Annotated in this window: 20 protein-coding genes; 15 read left to right on the forward strand and 5 right to left on the reverse strand. The window is 49.4% G+C overall.

The genetic code is table 11. From position 1 onward, the window contains the following. Positions 1-49: 49 nt before the first annotated feature. Both ansA and pncA read left to right on the forward strand, forming a co-directional pair. Positions 50-1,069 carry an asparaginase gene (ansA, locus tag DUT67_RS11240; protein WP_113627547.1) on the forward strand — a complete coding sequence of 340 codons (1,020 nt, stop codon included), beginning with the start codon at positions 50-52 and terminating at the stop codon, positions 1,067-1,069. A 19-nt stretch (positions 1,070-1,088) separates the two neighbouring features. Next, complete coding sequence (gene pncA, locus DUT67_RS11245) at positions 1,089-1,736, forward strand: bifunctional nicotinamidase/pyrazinamidase (protein WP_113627548.1); 648 nt, start codon at positions 1,089-1,091, stop codon at positions 1,734-1,736. Positions 1,737-1,856: 120 nt separating this feature from the next. On the opposite strand, the gene DUT67_RS11250 is transcribed toward pncA, so the two are convergent. Then, positions 1,857-2,129, reverse strand: coding sequence for a YeaC family protein (locus tag DUT67_RS11250; protein ID WP_048260221.1), 273 nt, complete (start codon positions 2,127-2,129; stop codon positions 1,857-1,859). 132 nt (positions 2,130-2,261) lie between these two features. Next, positions 2,262-2,681, reverse strand: coding sequence for a peptide-methionine (R)-S-oxide reductase MsrB (gene msrB, locus DUT67_RS11255; protein ID WP_048260223.1), 420 nt, complete (start codon positions 2,679-2,681; stop codon positions 2,262-2,264). A gap of 357 nt (positions 2,682-3,038) precedes the next feature. Here msrB and gapA point away from each other — a divergent pair, with 357 nt between their 5' ends. Both gapA and DUT67_RS11265 read left to right on the forward strand, forming a co-directional pair. Next, the gene (gene gapA, locus DUT67_RS11260) at positions 3,039-4,034 is read left to right on the forward strand and encodes a glyceraldehyde-3-phosphate dehydrogenase (RefSeq protein ID WP_048260224.1); all 996 of its coding nucleotides are present in this window, start codon (positions 3,039-3,041) and stop codon (positions 4,032-4,034) included. A 107-nt stretch (positions 4,035-4,141) separates the two neighbouring features. Further along, the gene (locus DUT67_RS11265) at positions 4,142-5,011 is read left to right on the forward strand and encodes a D-hexose-6-phosphate mutarotase (protein ID WP_113631961.1); all 870 of its coding nucleotides are present in this window, start codon (positions 4,142-4,144) and stop codon (positions 5,009-5,011) included. A gap of 81 nt (positions 5,012-5,092) precedes the next feature. Here the strand turns inward: DUT67_RS11265 and DUT67_RS11270 are convergent, their stop codons facing one another. Both DUT67_RS11270 and DUT67_RS11275 read right to left on the reverse strand, forming a co-directional pair. After that, complete coding sequence (locus DUT67_RS11270; RefSeq protein WP_113631960.1) at positions 5,093-5,944, reverse strand: aldo/keto reductase; 852 nt, start codon at positions 5,942-5,944, stop codon at positions 5,093-5,095. 136 nt (positions 5,945-6,080) lie between these two features. Beyond that, positions 6,081-6,830: a MipA/OmpV family protein gene (locus DUT67_RS11275; RefSeq protein WP_048260230.1), complete on the reverse strand. Its 750-nt coding sequence runs from the start codon at positions 6,828-6,830 to the stop codon at positions 6,081-6,083. Between the two features lie 453 nt (positions 6,831-7,283). On the opposite strand from DUT67_RS11275, the gene yeaG reads away from it, so the two are divergent. From yeaG to DUT67_RS11295, 4 genes are all read left to right on the forward strand, one after another. Continuing rightward, positions 7,284-9,218 carry a protein kinase YeaG gene (gene yeaG / locus DUT67_RS11280; protein ID WP_005968768.1) on the forward strand — a complete coding sequence of 645 codons (1,935 nt, stop codon included), beginning with the start codon at positions 7,284-7,286 and terminating at the stop codon, positions 9,216-9,218. A 36-nt stretch (positions 9,219-9,254) separates the two neighbouring features. Continuing rightward, positions 9,255-10,529 (forward strand): YeaH/YhbH family protein, encoded by a 1,275-nt coding sequence (locus tag DUT67_RS11285; RefSeq protein ID WP_048260579.1) that lies wholly within the window; start codon positions 9,255-9,257, stop codon positions 10,527-10,529. Positions 10,530-10,674: 145 nt separating this feature from the next. Next, positions 10,675-11,085 carry a hemerythrin domain-containing protein gene (locus tag DUT67_RS11290; protein ID WP_048260231.1) on the forward strand — a complete coding sequence of 137 codons (411 nt, stop codon included), beginning with the start codon at positions 10,675-10,677 and terminating at the stop codon, positions 11,083-11,085. 197 nt (positions 11,086-11,282) lie between these two features. Further along, positions 11,283-12,482: a multidrug effflux MFS transporter gene (locus DUT67_RS11295; RefSeq protein ID WP_101781238.1), complete on the forward strand. Its 1,200-nt coding sequence runs from the start codon at positions 11,283-11,285 to the stop codon at positions 12,480-12,482. 31 nt (positions 12,483-12,513) lie between these two features. Here DUT67_RS11295 and DUT67_RS11300 read toward each other — a convergent pair whose 3' ends face one another. Continuing rightward, positions 12,514-13,767: a D-amino acid dehydrogenase gene (locus tag DUT67_RS11300; protein WP_048260235.1), complete on the reverse strand. Its 1,254-nt coding sequence runs from the start codon at positions 13,765-13,767 to the stop codon at positions 12,514-12,516. A 747-nt stretch (positions 13,768-14,514) separates the two neighbouring features. Between DUT67_RS11300 and DUT67_RS11305 the strand changes: the two genes are divergently transcribed. The 7 genes from DUT67_RS11305 to DUT67_RS11335 all read left to right on the forward strand — a co-directional run bounded on the left by DUT67_RS11305 (position 14,515) and on the right by DUT67_RS11335 (position 19,403). Next, complete coding sequence (locus tag DUT67_RS11305; RefSeq protein ID WP_113631959.1) at positions 14,515-15,495, forward strand: 6-phosphofructokinase; 981 nt, start codon at positions 14,515-14,517, stop codon at positions 15,493-15,495. A gap of 10 nt (positions 15,496-15,505) precedes the next feature. Then, on the forward strand, positions 15,506-15,799 hold the full coding sequence (locus DUT67_RS11310) for a PTS sugar transporter subunit IIB (protein WP_011093910.1): 294 nt from the start codon (positions 15,506-15,508) through the stop codon (positions 15,797-15,799). 13 nt (positions 15,800-15,812) lie between these two features. Next, positions 15,813-17,150 (forward strand): PTS sugar transporter subunit IIC, encoded by a 1,338-nt coding sequence (locus DUT67_RS11315; protein WP_113631958.1) that lies wholly within the window; start codon positions 15,813-15,815, stop codon positions 17,148-17,150. A gap of 64 nt (positions 17,151-17,214) precedes the next feature. Beyond that, positions 17,215-17,493 carry a hypothetical protein gene (locus DUT67_RS11320; RefSeq protein WP_113631957.1) on the forward strand — a complete coding sequence of 93 codons (279 nt, stop codon included), beginning with the start codon at positions 17,215-17,217 and terminating at the stop codon, positions 17,491-17,493. 6 nt (positions 17,494-17,499) lie between these two features. Beyond that, positions 17,500-17,937, forward strand: coding sequence for a PTS sugar transporter subunit IIA (locus tag DUT67_RS11325; protein ID WP_113631956.1), 438 nt, complete (start codon positions 17,500-17,502; stop codon positions 17,935-17,937). Further along, positions 17,934-18,467 carry an AAA family ATPase gene (locus DUT67_RS11330; RefSeq protein ID WP_113631955.1) on the forward strand — a complete coding sequence of 178 codons (534 nt, stop codon included), beginning with the start codon at positions 17,934-17,936 and terminating at the stop codon, positions 18,465-18,467. The genes DUT67_RS11325 and DUT67_RS11330 overlap by 4 nt, the downstream gene beginning before the upstream one ends. Positions 18,468-18,503: 36 nt before the next feature. Further along, positions 18,504-19,403, forward strand: coding sequence for a tagatose-bisphosphate aldolase (locus DUT67_RS11335; RefSeq protein WP_113631954.1), 900 nt, complete (start codon positions 18,504-18,506; stop codon positions 19,401-19,403). Positions 19,404-19,614: the final 211 nt, after the last annotated feature.

A 19,614-nucleotide genomic window follows, 5' to 3' on the forward strand; every position in this document is an offset into this window, starting at 1 on the left:
GGGCTGTTTTTCCCTCTATACTTGATTTTTAATCCTGACTCACACCACCATGCAAAAGAAATCCATTTATGTCGCCTATACGGGCGGCACCATCGGTATGCAGCGTTCCGCCAATGGCTATGTGCCGGTATCTGGTCATTTACAGCAGCAACTGGCAAAAATGCCCGAATTCCACCGCGAAGAAATGCCGTCATTCACGATTAATGAATACGCACCGCTGATCGATTCGTCCGACATGACGCCAGCAGATTGGCAATCCATCGCGGACGACATTCAAGCCCACTACGATGATTATGACGGCTTCGTGATTCTACATGGCACTGACACGATGGCGTTCACCGCATCCGCGCTCTCATTCATGCTGGAAAATCTTGCCAAACCGGTGATCGTGACAGGGTCACAAATTCCGTTAGCGGAATTGCGCTCGGACGGCCAGACAAACCTGCTGAACGCGCTATACGTTGCCGCTAATCATCCGATTAATGAAGTCACCCTCTTCTTCAATAACAAACTGCTACGCGGCAACCGCACGACCAAAGCCCATGCAGATGGTTTTGATGCCTTTGCCTCCCCCAACTATCCACCGCTGCTGGAAGCCGGTATCCATATTCGTCGGCTGGCGCCCACCGTGGAATGCAGCAACTGTCCACCGCTGAAAGTCCATCACATTACGCCGCAGCCTATCGGGGTGATTACGATTTACCCTGGCATTTCTGCCGATGTCATCAGCAATTTCCTCCGTCAGCCCGTGAAGGCGCTGATTTTGCGCTCCTACGGCGTTGGCAACGCGCCGCAAAGCCCTGGGCTGCTGCACGAATTGCGTGAAGCCTCCGCACGCGGCATTGTGGTCGTTAATCTGACTCAGTGTATTTCCGGGCGTGTGAATATGGGCGGCTATGCGACAGGCAATGCGCTGGCGCATGCGGGGGTGATTAGTGGGTTTGACATGACCGTTGAGGCTGCGTTGACCAAACTGCACTATTTATTGAGCCAACAAGATTTAAGCGCAGATGACATTCGCCAGTTGATGCAGCAAAATCTGCATGGGGAATTGAGCGATAAAGATTGAGTTAATCACGGAGTAGGTAATGAAAAAAGCATTGCTATTAGTTGATTTACAAAATGATTTTTGTCCCGCTGGCGCATTGGCCGTTAACGAAGGCGACCGCGTCATTGAGGTTGCCAACCGTGCTATTGAAGCCTGCGTGGCCGCTGGCGTCGCGGTGATTGCCAGTCAGGATTGGCACCCGGCTAACCACGGCAGTTTTGCCGTGAATGCGAATACCAAGGTCGGAGAAATCGGTGAGTTAAACGGGTGGCCGCAGATCTGGTGGCCCGTTCACTGCGTGCAGGGAACCACTGGGGCTGATTTTCATCCCGCACTGAATCAATCGGCTATTCAGTGGATCGTACAAAAAGGAACCCAGCCGGAAATCGACAGCTATAGCGCTTTTTTCGATAACGGGCATCGGGTTAAAACCGAATTGGATGCGTGGCTACACGCCAATCACATCACCCATTTGACTATTCTGGGGCTGGCGATCGATTATTGCGTCAAGTTCAGCGTATTGGATGCGATTGCTCTGGGCTATCACACCGAAGTCCTGGTGGATGGCTGTCGTGGCGTTAACCTTTCGCCCGGCGACAGTGAATCCGCATTGCAAGAAATGGTGCAGCGTGGAGCAACGCTTACAGACATGACGCAGTTTCTTACCACACTCTCGTCAGCACGCTAGCGCCATTCACAGCCTAAAATGACGGCAGCCGTTAAGGCTGCCAGCTCACAGGTTACCCGTCGGGTTCAGGGTAACCAGGTTTGAGCAACCAGATGTAAGAGTCATTGAGTTTAAGAGCAACTAGGGTTTAAGCGTAACAATCGCATCAGAACCGTTAAACTGGCGCTTCAGTTCCTGCTTGCTCTTCATCACGATTTCCCCATTAGTGCCAATCGTCATGTGCTCAGCCTGTTCGTTATGACGAGCCTGCCACATCATCACCATTTGCAGGCAGTTTTCTTTCTGTTCAGCCGTCAACGCGACACCGTCTGGCCATTTGCCCAGCTCTACCGCCGTGACTAACCGCTGATAAATCTCTGGCGTCATGACGTCGATCAGATCATTGAGTTCCATATCCGGTTTCTGCTCCGAGAAAGATCAGGTTTATTATTACTGGATTCCTGTGTTGACAGCGATCTTTAGTAGCTGAATCGTTTAAAGCAAGATATTATCTAGCTTATCGTCATCGCACTTATCGCAGACAGATTACCCGTCAACGCGTTCGCCATCAACGTCGTCGATAAAGCTCAGCGAAGCAGAATTCACACAGTAGCGTTCGCCAGTAGTTTTCGGGCCATCAGGGAAAACGTGCCCCAGATGCGCATCACACTGCCCGCAGCGGATCTCAATACGGCGCATGTTGTGTGACTCATCCTCCAGATAGCGAATCGCCTCTGAGGAGACGGGCTGATCGAAGCTCGGCCAGCCACAGCCAGAATCATATTTGCTGTCGGAATAAAACAGCGGAGCCTGGCAGCACAGGCAGTGATAAGCGCCTGTACGCTTGTTATGCAGCAATTTGCCTGAAAACGCAGGCTCAGTACCGCGTTGCTGGGTGACATAGCGCTGCATCTCTGTCATTTCAGTATTGTCGGATGGGGTATGCGAAGCAGAGTCGTTAGTCATGGAAGTCTCACAGCGGTGTTAGCTATTCAATTAATCATTGATTATAACAAAAAATTAACAACCTAACAGGCCGTTTTGGCCTAATATTATGAATGTTATTAGCACGAATATTTAATTGTGACACACGTCACATATCGGGATAACACAGGCTTTATATGATGCATTCCGCCCTCATATCAGTCTTAGATGTTACTTAGTTACAGGGTCGAGCGGTTTTCGCACAAAGTTTGGTCATAGGTTTGACTTACAGCAACTATTGACACGATTCCGCTTGACGCTCAGCAAGGTTTTTGTAATTTTACAACCAACCTTTTATTCACAAATTTTCTATTCACAAACCAATAGCTGGTGGAATATATGACTATCAAAGTAGGTATCAACGGTTTTGGCCGTATCGGCCGTATTGTTTTCCGCGCTGCACAAGAACGTTCTGACATCGAGATCGTTGCAATCAACGACCTGTTAGACGCTGAATACATGGCGTATATGCTGAAGTACGACTCTACTCATGGTCGTTTCAACGGCACCGTTGAAGTTAAAGATGGCCACCTGGTTGTTAACGGCAAAACCATTCGTGTTACCGCAGAGCGCGATCCTGCAAACCTGAAGTGGAACGAAGTCAACGTGGACGTTGTTGCTGAAGCAACTGGCCTGTTCCTGACTGACGACACTGCACGTAAACACATCGCTGCTGGTGCGAAGAAAGTCGTTCTGACTGGTCCATCTAAAGATGACACCCCAATGTTCGTTATGGGCGTAAACCACAAAACTTACGCTGGCCAAGAAATCGTTTCTAACGCTTCTTGCACCACTAACTGCTTGGCTCCGCTGGCAAAAGTCATCAACGACAACTTCGGTATCGTTGAAGCACTGATGACCACCGTTCACGCAACGACTGCAACGCAGAAAACCGTTGATGGCCCGTCTCACAAAGACTGGCGCGGCGGCCGCGGCGCAGCACAGAACATCATCCCATCTTCTACCGGTGCAGCTAAAGCTGTAGGTAAAGTTATCCCTGAGCTGAACGGCAAACTGACTGGTATGGCGTTCCGCGTTCCTACCCCGAACGTTTCTGTTGTTGACCTGACTGCACGTCTGGAAAAACCAGCTTCTTACAAAGAAATCTGTGCAGCAATCAAAGCCGCTTCTGAAGGCGAGCTGAAAGGCGTTCTGGGTTACACCGAAGACGAAGTGGTTTCTACCGATTTCAACGGTGAAAAACTGACTTCCGTGTTTGATGCTAAAGCCGGTATCGCACTGAGCGATAACTTTGTGAAACTGGTTTCTTGGTACGACAACGAAACGGGTTACTCAAACAAGGTTCTGGATCTGATCGCTCACATTTCTAAATAAGCGTCAGCGATGATTCGGTGAAAAAAGGGCGACGTGATGTCGCCCTTTTTTATTGTTAACTGCAGATTTCTTTTTACAACGAAAAACAATCAAAAAAAGGCACTATCATGCATAACACAATTTTCTCACTCCCCGTCACTAAGCAAATTAGCGCCACCCTCAGCCAACGTCAGTTGGATCAATTACCCGTCATCGTCGTTGATCATCCTGAAGTTCGAGCAGCAGTAGCACTACAAGGGGCGCACCTGCTCAGTTGGCAGCCGACAAACGAAGAGCCGGTGCTTTGGCTGAGCGACAATACGCCTTTTACTCATCACGTTGCTATTCGCGGCGGTGTCCCTATCTGTTTCCCTTGGTTTGGGCCTTTCGCCGAACCTAACCACGGTTTTGCCCGTCTGCTGCCGTGGGAATTTACCGCCCACAGCGAAGATGAGCATGGCGTACAACTCACATTCACACTGCGCGATAATGAAGAAACGCGTAAGAGCTGGCCGCATGAATTCACACTCATCGCCCGTTTCAAACTGGGCAAGGAATGCGGTATTGAGTTAGAAGCACATGGCGATTACAGCATTACCAGTGCGCTGCACACCTATTTCAACATCGGCGACATCAGCGATATTCGCATTGCCGGTCTGGGTGAGTCATTCATTGATAAGGTCGATCAGGGCAAACTGGCAACGCAGCAAGGCGATCTGGTCTTTACCGATCGTACAGACCGTATCTATACCCAGCCGCAGGACACTAGTGTGGTGCATGATGCCGTACTGAAACGCACCATTGAAGTCCACCATACACACCATAGCGATGTAGTGTCATGGAACCCCGGCGCAGAACTCTCCCGTACAATTGGCGATATGCCAGATGAGGGATATAAAACGTTCGTGTGTGTGGAAACTGCGCGGATTAATCAACCGTTTGTCGCGTCCGCCAAGGCTCCGGCTCGTCTGACGACGGTTATCCGCATCAAGAAATAACTACTGCTATATATACCCTAAATATCTTGGTGTATGGCTGATGATGCCATACACCCTTCTCTACAAATCCCTTAGCTTCCGCTACACCACATCCAAATGCTGTTTGCGCGTTGGCGGTGGAAATGCCTGATCTAACTGCGCGAGATCTTCCGCAGACAACAACACGTCCAGCGCTTTCGCATTTTCCTGAACATGCTTTACAGCACTTGCTTTTGGAATCGCGATCACACCCGGCTGACGGATGGCCCATGCCAATAAAAGTTGAGCTGGCGTAATATTGTGTTCGCGCGCAATGCGATTCACCACTGGATGTGAGAATAATCCATCACGCAACCGCCCCGCCTGCGCCAGCGGGCAATACGCCATCACGGGAAGCTGCTGTTGCTGACACCACGGCAACAAATCAAATTCAATACCGCGTGATGCCAAATGGTATAGCACCTGATTAGTCATGCAGCGCTGCCCGCCGCTTAGCGACCACAGCTCCTGCATATCCTCAAGATCGAGATTAGATACGCCCCACTGCCCGATTTTACCTGCCTGTTGCAACCGTTCCATCGCTGCAATCGTATCAACTAGCGGGATACCGCCGCGCCAGTGCAGCAGATACAAATCAATATGCTCGGTTTTCAGTCGCTTCAGACTGCGTTCACACGCCTGTATCGCTTTTTCGCCTCCCGCATTGTGCGGATAAACTTTCGATACCAGATAAACGCTATCGCGACGGCCACGTATCGCTTCCCCGACGACGTCTTCCGCTCTGCCTTCTGCGTACATTTCAGCGGTATCAATCAACGTTAATCCAAGGTCGATGCCCGCTTGCAGCGCGGTCACTTCCTGCGCTTTCATTCGGGCATCTTCGCCCATATACCACGTTCCCTGACCGATTGCCGGTACGCGAGTATCATCTGGAAAATGAATCGCTTTTGTCATGAATCTTTCCCTTGTTTTCCGTCAACGCAACGAGTTTACCGTCAACCTAACATGGCATTCGGCGCACCATAAACGTGCAAATGGGGTGATATCACCCCATTATTGTACGGCAGATGCACTATGCTAACGAAAAGCATTAGAAGCGATAGCTGACGCCTGCGCTCATTAAGATGCTGTGATTACTATCAACGATAGGGCTGTCTTTCATTTCGTCAGACAAACGCGTGTAACGGCCGACCGCCCAGGCGCTCCAACTTTCGTTAATCTGATAGCCTGCGCTCAGTTCAAGATACGGAGCCCAGCCATCACCAGGGCTGTATTGGTTAAAGCCAGAACGCGAAGATTCTTGCGCACTCACACCGTAGTAATACTGGTTCATGTTTTCACTGAACCAGGTTGCACCAATACCAGGGGTGATGCTCAGATCGCCCATTGAGAAACGGTAAAGGTAAGCGGTATCCCACGCGAAGCCGTTGCTGTAATCCAGCGTATCGCCTGCCAACACGGTACGAATCTCACCCCAGTCAGCAGTATGACGATAAGCTGCACCAGCCATTAGCGTACCGCGGCGTTTGTCCAACTGCTTCATACGCTGATCGTCGCTATCTCCTGGCTTAAAGCCTAAAGGCAGGTAGTAAGCCGTTAAAGAGAAACGATTTGCGCCGTCATTCCACAGGTAGTATCCACCACCCAGCCCGCGGAAATAAAAACTTTCACTTTCATAATTCAGTACAGGAAGCGGATAAACATCATTATCAACACCACGGTACACGGACGTTGAGCCCGCAGCGCCGAGGCCCAGAGAAACATCGGCGGCATAGGCTGAAGGCAGGACCACAGCACCAGAAATCAGCGCGGCCAGCACACATAGTTGAGGTTTTTTCACAGTTTTCTATTTCCTATTACAGATAAACATCATGAAACATGATAGCCAATTACACACGTTCGCGTTCAGGTTATATAAAAATAACATTAACGAATAACCGATATATTCGATAGGTTTTACGTGCGCTAACGTCGGTAATAGGCAGTGTTCTTAAGGCTGAGAGCCTATTAACGGTAATGTTACACGGATTTTCCTGAAAGTGAGTCATTGAAATATCTTAAAAATACGTCTGTGGACTAGAGGAAATTTTACGGATGCAAACTACGCTTTAATACAGAAGGTGACGTCTTACTGACCAGCAGGTATGAATAAAATTACGACGCCCTGAGGCTACAAGTTGGCATAAGGGTTGCTGGACTCAAAGACTTCTTCTTTCGGAGGGCAATACATTAATAGGCATATATTCCACACGCTCTCTTAATCTGTGCTAATCGACGAAGGACGGGCATCGCTATGAACATATTTGATCACTACCGCCAGCGCTACGACGCTGCCAAGGACGAAGAGTTCACTCTGCAGGAATTCCTTACCATCTGTCAGCAGGATCGCAACGCTTATGCAAACGCGGCTGAACGATTGTTAACGGCTATCGGTGAGCCTGTAATGGTGGATACCGCCCAAGAATCACGAATGTCGCGCCTATTCTCTAACCGGGTGATTGCTCGCTACCCTGCTTTTGAAGAATTTTACGGTATGGAAGAGGCTATCGAGCAGATTGTCTCTTACCTAAAACATGCCGCACAGGGTTTGGAAGAGAAGAAACAGATTCTGTATCTATTGGGGCCAGTCGGCGGCGGAAAATCTTCTCTGGCTGAACGCCTGAAAGCGCTGATGCAGCGCGTGCCCATTTACATCCTCAGCGCCAACGGCGAGCGTAGCCCAGTCAATGATCATCCGCTCTGCCTGTTCAATCCGCAGGAAGATGCCGCAATACTCGAGAAAGAGTATACGATTCCGCGACGTTATCTCGGCACGATCATGTCGCCGTGGGCGGCAAAACGCCTACAGGATTTCGGTGGTGATATTTCCAAATTCAGAGTCGTCAAAGTGTGGCCATCGATTCTGGCGCAAATCGGGATCGCGAAAACCGAGCCGGGCGATGAAAACAATCAGGACATTTCAGCACTGGTCGGTAAAGTCGATATCCGCAAGCTGGAGCATTTTGCCCAGAACGATCCCGATGCCTACGGCTACTCCGGTGCATTGTGCCGCGCGAACCAAGGCATTATGGAGTTCGTCGAGATGTTCAAAGCACCCATCAAGGTGCTCCATCCGCTGCTGACCGCTACACAGGAAGGCAACTATAACGGGACGGAAGGCATTGCTGCCCTGCCGTTCAACGGGATTATTCTGGCGCACTCCAACGAATCTGAGTGGGTGCAGTTCCGTAACAACAAAAACAATGAAGCGTTCCTCGACCGCGTGTATATCGTGAAGGTACCGTACTGCCTGCGTGTGTCCGAAGAGGTCAAAATCTACGACAAGCTGCTGGATCACAGCGAGTTGACGCATGCGCCTTGCGCACCCGGCACGCTGGAAACGCTGGCTCGCTTCTCCATTCTGTCGCGCCTGAAAGATCCTGAAAACTCTAGCATCTACTCCAAGATGCGGGTTTACGACGGGGAAAGCCTGAAAGATACCGACCCGAAGGCCAAATCCTATCAGGAGTATCGTGACTACGCGGGCGTGGATGAAGGGATGAACGGTCTGTCGACCCGCTTCGCCTTTAAGATTCTGTCACGCGTCTTCAACTTCGATCACAGCGAAGTCGCCGCCAACCCGGTACATCTGTTTTACGTACTGGAACAGCAGATCGAACGCGAGCAGTTCCCGCAGGAGCTGGCAGAGAAGTATCTGGAGCACCTGAAAGGCTATCTGACGCCGAAATACGCCGAATTTATCGGTAAAGAGATCCAGACTGCCTATCTCGAATCCTATTCCGAATACGGACAGAACATTTTTGACCGTTATGTTACCTATGCGGATTTCTGGATTCAGGATCAGGAGTACCGTGACCCAGATACGGGCCAGCTGTTTGACCGTGAATCGCTGAACGCCGAGTTGGAAAAAATCGAGAAGCCTGCGGGCATCAGTAACCCTAAAGACTTCCGTAACGAGATCGTCAACTTCGTTCTGCGCGCCCGCGCCAGCAATAGCGGCCGCAACCCGAACTGGACCAGCTACGAGAAACTGCGCACGGTTATCGAGAAGAAGATGTTCTCCAACACGGAAGAGTTGCTACCTGTGATTTCGTTTAACACCAAAACCTCAACGGATGAGCAGAAAAAACATGATGACTTCGTCGATCGCATGATGGAGAAAGGCTACACCCGGAAGCAGGTTCGTTTGCTGTGCGAATGGTATCTGCGGGTGAGGAAATCATCATAATGATGCACGATGCTGGCAACAGCGTTTGGGGGAAACATGGCCTATTTTATTGATCGACGGCTGAACGGCAAAAACAAAAGCACGGTGAACCGCCAACGCTTTCTGCGCCGCTATAAGTCGCAAATAAAACAGTCGATTTCCGAGGCCATTAATAAGCGTTCGGTGACCGACATCGAAAGCGGGGAGTCAGTCTCGATCCCCAATGCAGACATCAATGAACCGATGTTCCATCAGGGGCGCGGAGGCCACCGCCATCGCGTCCACCCAGGTAACGATCACTTCGTACAGAACGACAAAATCGAGCGGCCACAAGGAGGTGGCGGCAGTGGCTCCGGTCAGGGTGACGCCAGTAAAGACGGCGAAGGCGATGATGAGTTTGTCTTTCAGATCTCCAAAGACGAATATCTGGACCTGCTGTTTGAAGATCTGGCACTGCCGAATCTGAAGAAGACGCAGCATCGACAGATGAACGAGTACAAAACGCACCGTGCTGGGTACACCGCTAACGGCGTTCCTGCCAATATCAGCGTGGTACGTTCGCTGCAAAATTCGCTGGCGCGCCGTATGGCGATGACAGCGGGAAAACGCCGTACGCTGCATGAGTTGGAAGAATCGTTAGAACAGCTGGCGCACACCGAACCGGCACAATTGCTGGAAGAAGAACGGTTACGGCAAGACATCGCTGAACTGCGCCAGAAAATCGCACGCGTGCCTTTTATCGATACGTTTGACCTGCGCTACAAGAACTACGAGCGCCGGGCTGAACCATCGAGTCAGGCCGTGATGTTCTGTTTGATGGACGTGTCCGGTTCCATGGATCAGGCGACGAAAGACATGGCGAAACGCTTTTATATTCTGCTGTACCTGTTCCTCAGCAGAAATTACAAAAACGTCGACGTTGTCTATATTCGCCACCACACGCAGGCCAAAGAGGTCGATGAACAGGAGTTCTTCTACTCTCAGGAAACCGGCGGGACCATTGTCTCCAGTGCGTTAAAGCTGATGGAGGAAGTGGTGCGTGAGCGTTACGATCCATCACAGTGGAATATCTACGCGGCACAGGCATCGGATGGCGATAACTGGGCTGATGATTCGCCGCTGTGTCATCAGATTCTGGCGAGTAAGCTTCTGCCGATGGTGCGTTACTACAGTTATATTGAAATCACCCGACGTTCACACCAGACGCTCTGGCGTGAATATGAAACGCTGCGCGATACGTTCGACAACTTCGCCATGCAGCATATTCGCGATCAGGATGATATCTACCCTGTCTTCCGTGAACTCTTCCGTAAACAAACCGTAGGACATTGAGCACACCTCAATTAGCCAGTTATCTGTTAGTTGTTAATAATTAACAGTTAGCTGGCTAATTTCTTCTCTCTAGGCACTTTTCCATAAACATGCATTTAAAATACATGTATTATAAATGGCATTATACCTGCACAGAGAATCGCTCATGAATATTGATAAATTCAAACACCAGCACACCGCAATCCTCGATAGCATTGATACCCTACGCCGCCTGTCGCGGGAAGGCGTGACGGAGAACGCCACTGATATCGCTCGCGCCATTGTTGCCATGAGCTCAACCATCAAACTGCATCTTTCGGCAGAAGATCGCGTGCTTTACCCTTCTCTTCAGCGCAGTGGTGATGAACAATTAACGAAAATGAGCCAGCATTATCAGAACGAAATGCAGACCATTGCCGCAGATTACGATGCATTTTCCCGACGCTGGAATACGGCTTCACAGTTGATTGGTCACGACCGCGATTTCCGGGCTGACGCCAATCACGTATTGCGTAAGGTCTATGAACGCATGCAGCGCGAGAATCATGATTTTTATCCTCGTATTGAAACGGCCTGAGTGCATTAAACACGCCTGACTAAAGGGCGGAGAACCTCTGATAAACGACGCTCCGCCCTGTTAATAACTGCCCGTACTCGATCTCGTAAACACATTCCTGTCACACACTTGTGACACCGTCACAAAGATAACACTTCCTTTCCGCCAGTGTGCGCATTACCCTGTCGAACCCATAAAACATAGATTTCTGTATTGTTATGCAACGATTTGTTCTGATTTTACTGACTCTGGTTCTACTCGGCCCTCTGGGCATTGACATCTATTTACCGCTTATTCCCGCCATTGCCGTGGCGCTGAACAGCCCAGAATCGCTGATTCAGTCCACCGTCGCCCTCTTTATTCTGGTTATGGGATTAGGTCAACTTCTGGCTGGACCGCTGGTAGATAAATATGGCCGCCGTCCAATGGCGCTGGCAGGCGTGGTGATCTACATCATCGGAGCGATCATGGGCGCACTGGCCACCAGCGCGACGCTGTTCATCCTCTCACGTCTTTTTCAGGGCATCGCCGTGTGCTGCACCGCCGTTGCCATTTTCAGCAGCGTGCGTGACAAACTGAACGGCGATGATGCTGCCAGAACTTATGGCTTTCTTAACGGCACGCTGAACATTGTACCCGCGCTGGCACCGCTATTAGGCGGGCTTTTGGCCGAAGCCTTCGGCTGGCGTGCGCCCTTCTGGTTCCTTGCTGGTTACAGTGTTTTGGTGCTGGCACTCGTTATCCGCTTTCTGCCAGAAACACGCCCAGATTCAACCTTACCTGTCCACGGTTTGCCGCTGCGCCAATATGCTCGCCTTTTATCCGATCGCCACTTTCTGGGGTTCGCATCAGTCAATGCAGGCGCGATGGGGATGGCATTAACCTACGTCACCTTTTCCCCCGTGGTGTTAATGAATCAGGCGCAACTCACGCCGCTTGAGTTTTCTATTGCCTTCGGCGCGAACGGTTTTTGGATCATGCTGGTCAGCTTCTTCGCGAATCGTATTATCCGTAAAGTCGGTCGGCCACGTTGTCTGGCTATCGGTAGCCTGCTGATGGGGGCGGGTTTTCTTTCGCTGCTTGCCGGTGTCGCGCTCTTACCCGAAGCGATGCAAGATACTTGGCCAACCTACATGTTGCCCGTCGCACTGGCCTGTGCGGGCTTGGCATTTTTGATCGGGCCGTCCACCAGCTATGCGCTGGAGCCTTATTCCAATGAAGCGGGTATTGCATCGGCGATGGTAGGCTTTGTGCAGATGGCAGGCGGTGCGGCGTTGGGACTGGGTGCGATGGCCATTCCTCTGCCGTCAAAAATATCACTGGCGCTGGTTATGCTCTGTGCAGCCCTGTTGGCGATACGCGCCCGTCTGCTCACGCGTCACCACAAGAGCAGCATTACGTCGCTGCCCCGCAGCTAATTCAAAACACCGAATGCAGAATACAGATACTCTAACGAGTATAGCGAGACACGGATAAATCATCGGCTTCAATCTCCGGTGATTTATCCGACAGAATATCCGCCAGCAATTTCCCCGACCCGCAGGCCATCGTCCAACCTAATGTGCCGTGACCGGTATTCAGATACAGGTTTTTCAGCGGTGAGCGCCCCACCAGCGGCGTGCCGTCTGGCGTCATCGGACGCAGTCCTGTCCAGAATGTCGCTTGCTCAATCGGCCCACAATGGGGATACAGATCGCGCACCACCATTTCCAACGTTTCTCGACGCTTGGGATTCAGATCGGTGTTGAAGCCCACCACTTCTGCCATGCCACCAACGCGAATGCGATTGTCAAAACGCGTAATCGCCACTTTATACGTTTCATCCAACACGGTAGACGCCGGTGCTGAGGCGTCATCCGCCAGAGGAATCGTCAGTGAATAGCCTTTCAGCGGATAAACCGGAATATCGAACCACTGCCGCAATAGCCCTGTTGAATAGGAACCGCAAGCCATCACATAGGCATCTGCCACGATCATACCGTCGTCGCACTGCACACCTGTGACGTTCTGCCCTTCGACCCGTAGTTGACGGACGTTACGCCCCAGTTTAAAGGTGACGCCAGCATCAGCAGCCATCGCCGCCAATTGGCGGGTGAACAGTTGGCAATCGCCCGTCTCATCATGCGGCAAACGCAGTCCGCCGGTTAGCTTCCCGACTACATTCGCCAATGCGGGTTCGACGGAGACAAGCTCATGGCGAGCCAACAATTGATACGGTACCCCAGCCTCTTCGAGTACAGCGATATCTCGTGTCGCATTGTCATATTGCTGTTCGGTGCGAAACAGTTGCAGCGTTCCACCTTGTCGACCTTCGTACTGGATATCTGTATCTCGCCGCAGCTGCTGTAGGCAATCACGGCTGTATTCAGCCAGACGCACCATTCGTGCTTTATTAGTTTTATAGTGGCGGGCATCGCAATTGAGCAACATTTGCCACATCCAGCAAAGCTGTGTGGCCGTGAAGTCTGGCCGAATGGCCAGCGGCGCATGGCGCTGAAACATCCATTTTATCGCTTTTAGCGGTATGCCCGGTGCAGCCCACGGTGCGGCATAGCCGGGGGAAATCTGTCCGGCATTCCCGGCGCTGGTTTCTAACGCAGGCTCCGGCTGCCTGTCGATAACGGTAACATCATGCCCTTCCTGCGCAAGATACCAGGCGGTACTTACACCAACTACGCCACTTCCCAGAATTACAACCCGCATGCTACCGCTCTCCCTTCCTTTCCGTTAAAGACCGTCTAATCTGCTGGAAAAATGCTTATTTAATGGAATAAAACACTAGTTAAAAGGTAAAACTGAAGACTACTCTAGCATTTGGGAGGGAATTGTCACTCGTCTCAGCGAGAACATTTCTTTATACCCGTCATACTTCAAGTTACATGTGCGTTGGCTGCGTTACTCGACACACACGTGTGTCTCGCTCCGTGGGAGCCGCTGCAAGCAGCGTTCAAACCTGCCTTTGGCAGGTTTGTCACTCACCCGAATCACTTACCTGAGTAATCTCATCGGGATGAAATGAGAGACATCCTGTCTCTCACCGGAGGCCAGCCGTTGGCTGATCAAATTCGTTCCCGACGAATTTGTCCCTCACTTGCCGCCTTCCTGAAACTCGAATTATTTAGGGTATATTTTTCTCTCTTCGATTCATCATTGAGATCGTAACGAAATAACTGTGAAATCATTCACAAAATATGTATTCGTTTTTTAGCAGAAAAGGACTGAAAAAATAAAAAAGATGAAAATGTTAAATCTCAAACTAATTAACAAGTTAGTCAGATTGCTTATTTTTAAATCGTGATAACCATCACAGCAATAGAACCAGCGACATCACTGTCAAGCCAAGTCTCCGCATAGTTAAATACAAATTTGCGACATTCATCAAAAAAACACCTCATCAATTTAATAACATTGTGTTCACACGATGGTTATTCATATTTTTAGAGGGCGACGATGAAAATTGGATTAGTCATTAGCGGCGGCGACGTTAGCGGAATAAATAACTTCATCTTTCAGGTGAATAGAATGACTGCCTCTGACATCGTCATTTTCGATGGTGGAATTAATGGCCTTATCGATAACTGCTGTAAAGCCCTCACTCGCCGCGATCTGGTGGATTATTCACTCGCATCAATGCCCTTGATTACATCAGGGAGAAAAACCGGAAAGTGTAGAAAAACAGACTACGAGAAAATTGTTAAAAACATCCAAAAACAAAAACTCGACGCACTCATTATGGCGGGAGGAGATGGATCATTTCAATTTCTAAAAAAATTAAGCCACTACGGTATTCATTGCTACGGCGTAGGAATGACGATTGATAATGATATCTCAGGGAATAGCTATACGATTGGTTTTTCCACTGCCTGCGAACAAGTAATGAGTGAAGTAGAGAAATTGCGTAATACGGGCCGTGGATTACAAGGTCGGATATTCATGATTGAATTACTCGGTGGCTATTGTGGTGAATTAACACTACAGGCGGCATTAAAGAGTAATGCCGATATCGCACTCATTCCAGAATCACCGTGGGATATTGATGCGTTAGCACAATGTATTCGGGATAAAATCGCAGAACAAAATAGCGTGATCATTTTATGCTCTGAAGGCTACACCCATGAATACACTCCCGGCTTTCAGGGCGCTATCGATACTATTATCAAGAAACTCGAACATAAGGTTGGAATCCGTATCCGAAAAACCATTTTAGGATACGGCTTACGAAATGGCGCGCCCACCGGGGAAGAAATTATTCAGGGCACCCTGTTAGCAGAAGAAATGGTTCGGTGTATTAACGCTGGCCTGACTAATAAAATTATCATTATCAATAATAACAACAAAGCGATCCCTATCGATCTGGAGGATTCTGAACGACGCTTGGTTGATGTCGAAAGTCACGTTTATAAGCTCGCGAAAACTCATCATCTTATATGAGGCCATTATTATGTTGAAAGTACTTTGCGTTTGCGGCTGTGGATTAGGCTCCAGTTTCGCTATCGAAATGAGTGCGAAATCCGTACTAAAAAAGCTGGGCATTGATGCGGAAATCAATCACACCACGATTTCAGAAGCCTCTGCCTTCAATTATGACGTCATCCTAACCCAGAAAATATTTGCTGACATTCTGAATAGCGATGCCAGTGAAGATGAGAAAAAAAGGGTCATCATTCTTAATAAACTTACCGACAAAGATGAAATAGAAGAAAAAATTTTAGCGTATATTCAGGCTCATAAATAGCATGAGGTGAAAAATGAACACCGTTATCAATTTCATTGTGAAAGATTTATTAGGCCAGGCATCCATATTAATCGCGCTGATCGCCATGATCGGGTTGATTTTACAGAAGAAGTCGGTAGGGAAAATTGCAGAGGGGACATTCAAGACACTGCTTGGTTTCCTCATCATGATGGCGGGGATTAACATCATCGTCGATGCCCTGACATATTTGAACAGTATCTTTACCCACGGTTTCGGTATGAAGGGCTACATCACCGATGTCGCCGCCATCGCCGGATTGGCAAACCGCGAACTCGGCTCAGAAGTCGCGTTAACGCTGATGGTGATCTTTGCCGTCAACATCCTGATTGCACGAATTACCCCCTTTAAATATATCTTCCTGACGGGACAGGCTCTGCTGTGGATGGCAACAATCGGTACCGTGATCGGCTATAAGTCGGGCTTGACCGGCGCGACGCTGATCCTCACCGGAGGAATATTTGGCGGTATTATGGCCGTGCTGATGCCTGCGCTGGCACAGCCGATTGTCCGTAAAATCACGAATTCCGATGATGTTGCGCTCGGGCATTTTTGTACCATCGGGTATCTGGTACAGGCCGCCGTCGCTCGGCTAGTCGGTAAAAACTCCAAATCTACAGAAGATTTAACGCTGCCCGATAACTTCAAATTCTTGCAGGATACCTACCTGTCGATGGCCGTCGTTATGGTGCCAATGTACCTCATCCCCGCCGTGACTGCAGGACCGGAATACATCGCGCAATATGCCAACGGCGTCAACTATCTGATGTATTCGTTTATGCAGTCCATGCAGTTTGTGGCGGGCGTTTTCGTTCTCTACAGCGGTGTCCGTCTGCTGCTTAATGAGTTGGTTCCCGCATTTCGAGGTATCGCCATGCGCCTGGTGCCTAACGCTAAACCCGCGTTGGATTGCCCGGTGCTCTTCCCTTATGCACCCAACGCTGTGATTGTTGGCTTCCTCGCCACCACCGTCGGTTCTATTCTGGGAATGCTGATTTTCCCGATGTTTGGGCTGGCGATGATTTTGCCAGGTTTACTGACCAACTTCTTTGCGGGCGGCACGGCAGGTATTTTCGGTAACGCCATGGGAGGACGGCGCGGCGCAATTATCGGCGGTGTGGTTCATGGTCTTTTCATTACCTTATTGCCTGCCATTCTGGTGCCATTACTGGAAGTCTTCGGATTTACTGGCGTCACCTTCAGTGATTCTGACGTCATCGGTACTGGCCTGATATTAGGACACGCCTTCCAGCAGGACTGGTTATTTGTCGCCGCATTTGTCGCGTTCGTTGCAGCCATTGCCTTTATTGCGAATCGTAAACTATCGCAATAGCGCATAAACACGTCGTATGGCCTGTCGTCATTAATGTCATTGTGTCAATTGCTAAGGAGTCACTATGTTTTCTCTACTCAAACGTTTTTTATCGCCTGCCCCGTCTTCCGGTCACCGTGATAATACAAATGACAATCGCGTCAGGGAAATTGAGGAGGAATTAACGGAGCTTGAATCTCGTTTAGCACAAGATCCGACGCATAGTGAAACACAAAAAACGTTAATGATTAAATACAATCAGGCCATCCAATTATTTTCTTCTCATCCTGATTACCGGAATCGCGTTGATACTATTTTCATTCAGATCGATGAACTCAGAAACACCATTCGGAAAAATATATGAGGCTTTATGAGCATAAAAAATTTCCTTTTGCAGCACAATTGCATTCAACTCGGCATGATATGTAAAACATGGGAAGAGGCTATTTATTGTGCCGCACAACCATTAATCAACGCAGGGTGTATTACGGAAGACTATCCCATTGCGGTGATCGAAAGCACGAAGGAATACGGCCCTTATTATGTTTTTGATGAAGGCATCGCTATTCCACATGCACGCCCTGAGTGTGGCGTTATTGAGAATTGCTTCAGCTTATTGACGTTACGCACACCACTTTCTATTCAGGGAAGCGAACCGGTAGATATTTTAATTATGTTCGGTGGCGTTAACAGTGATGCTCATATTACAGAAGGCATCGCCTCCATCGTCAATCTATTGGAGCAGGATGACATGCTCTCTCGGATTCGATGTGCCACCACGTCAGATGATATTGTCGGGGTATTATGAAAAAAATTATTTTAGTAAATGGCATACCCGCATCAGGGAAAAGCACGGTAGCGCGTATTATTGCTGATGAATTGCATCTCCCACGGTTAAGCCTCGATGAAATAAAAGAGCCATTCATGATGCAGTTCTGCGACATCATCGATAGATCGTTAAATAGAAAACTGGGATGCGCCGCATATCAGGCGATGTTTAACATCGTTAGGCAAGCGCCTAATAATAGTATTTTTATTCTCGATGCCTGGTTCGGCTTTCGCGAAAAATCGATATTACAGGAATATCTGACCTCGTGTGATATCGAACACCCGCTTGAAATATGGAATGCCATCTCATCTGATCGGGTGGCAGAACGATATCAAGCCAGAATGAATGAAAGAATAAAAGGCCATCCCGGTGATGAGTATCTCCCGGAATTAATTTCACTCGCACATCAGGCACAGCCAATGTGCATTGGGAAGTGTTACACGGTTGATCAGGATAAGGAAATTAATCATCAGGAATTAATTCAATGGATCAAAACACACCTGGATTAATCGCTTATTTACATTAATTTTATGAGGGTAATTATCATGAACACCATGACAACAGCGGAGCACCGGGGATATCAATTAATTTGTAACGCGACGGGCGCGATGATGGTTATTGCCTGCGATCAACGTGGCGGTATGCGAACGTTATTAGCACCGACCTCTGATGCGCAGGCTGCAATTACCAATGAAACATTAGGAAAAACAAAATATGACATCACTCGCTATCTGGCAGCTGAGGCGGGCTGTGTACTGGTCGATCCGATCTGTGCCATACCGGGTCTGATAGACGAAAATGTGTTACCCCGCGATACCGGCCTGCTCATCGGGCTTGATGCTTCAGGCTGGGAAACGAGTCCGGAAGGTTATCGGATCTCCACAATGGTTGAGGGCGTTACGGCCCGTAAAGTGCGCGAATGGGGGGCCACCGGTGGAAAAATCATGATCTACCTTCGCCCGGATATTCCAGAAGCCAATACGCGTAACCTTGCAACACTCCGTACCGTGATTCAGGATTTTGCGCAGGAGGATTTACTGCTCGTCGTCGAGTTCCTAACCTATTCTCTGGAAAATGAATCTCGCGACGCCTATACCCGCCTCCTGCCTGAACTCATTCCGACGGGCTGTCAGGCCTGTATCGATCAAGGCGCGAAAGTCTTGAAGATTCCTTATCCTGGGTCGGATGAAGCCTGTGCGCGCGTGACCACACTCTGCGGTGAAATACCCTGGGCCGTTCTGTCTGCGGGCGTCGATCACGCCACCTTTCTGCCTCAGGTAGAGAGCGCGTTGAAAAATGGCGCTTCTGGCGTGATTGCCGGTCGTTCTCTGTGGAAGGATTGCATCTCGCTCGATCGCAACGTTTCTAAAGAGAAGCTATCCACGGTTGCCGTCTCCCGCCTTAACGATATTCAGGCACTGTTAAAACGGTACCAACGCCCCTAGTTCAGACGGTATGTTGCGCTCTCTCAGGGGAGCGCACTTCTCGATTGATAGACAGCGCAAACACACGTCTTTTTTATCCCATCAGCGATCTTTATCCATTGAATACGGTCAATTCGTCAATTGCCGCGTGTCCAAAGCTCAGCTATAACTAAATGAACCACGATGATTTTTTGACAGGAGCCAGCGGGAAAGCAGTAAACGGGATCTCACG

The sequence above is a fragment of the Pectobacterium peruviense genome (genome assembly GCF_003312355.2).
Lineage (GTDB): Bacteria > Pseudomonadota > Gammaproteobacteria > Enterobacterales > Enterobacteriaceae > Pectobacterium > Pectobacterium peruviense.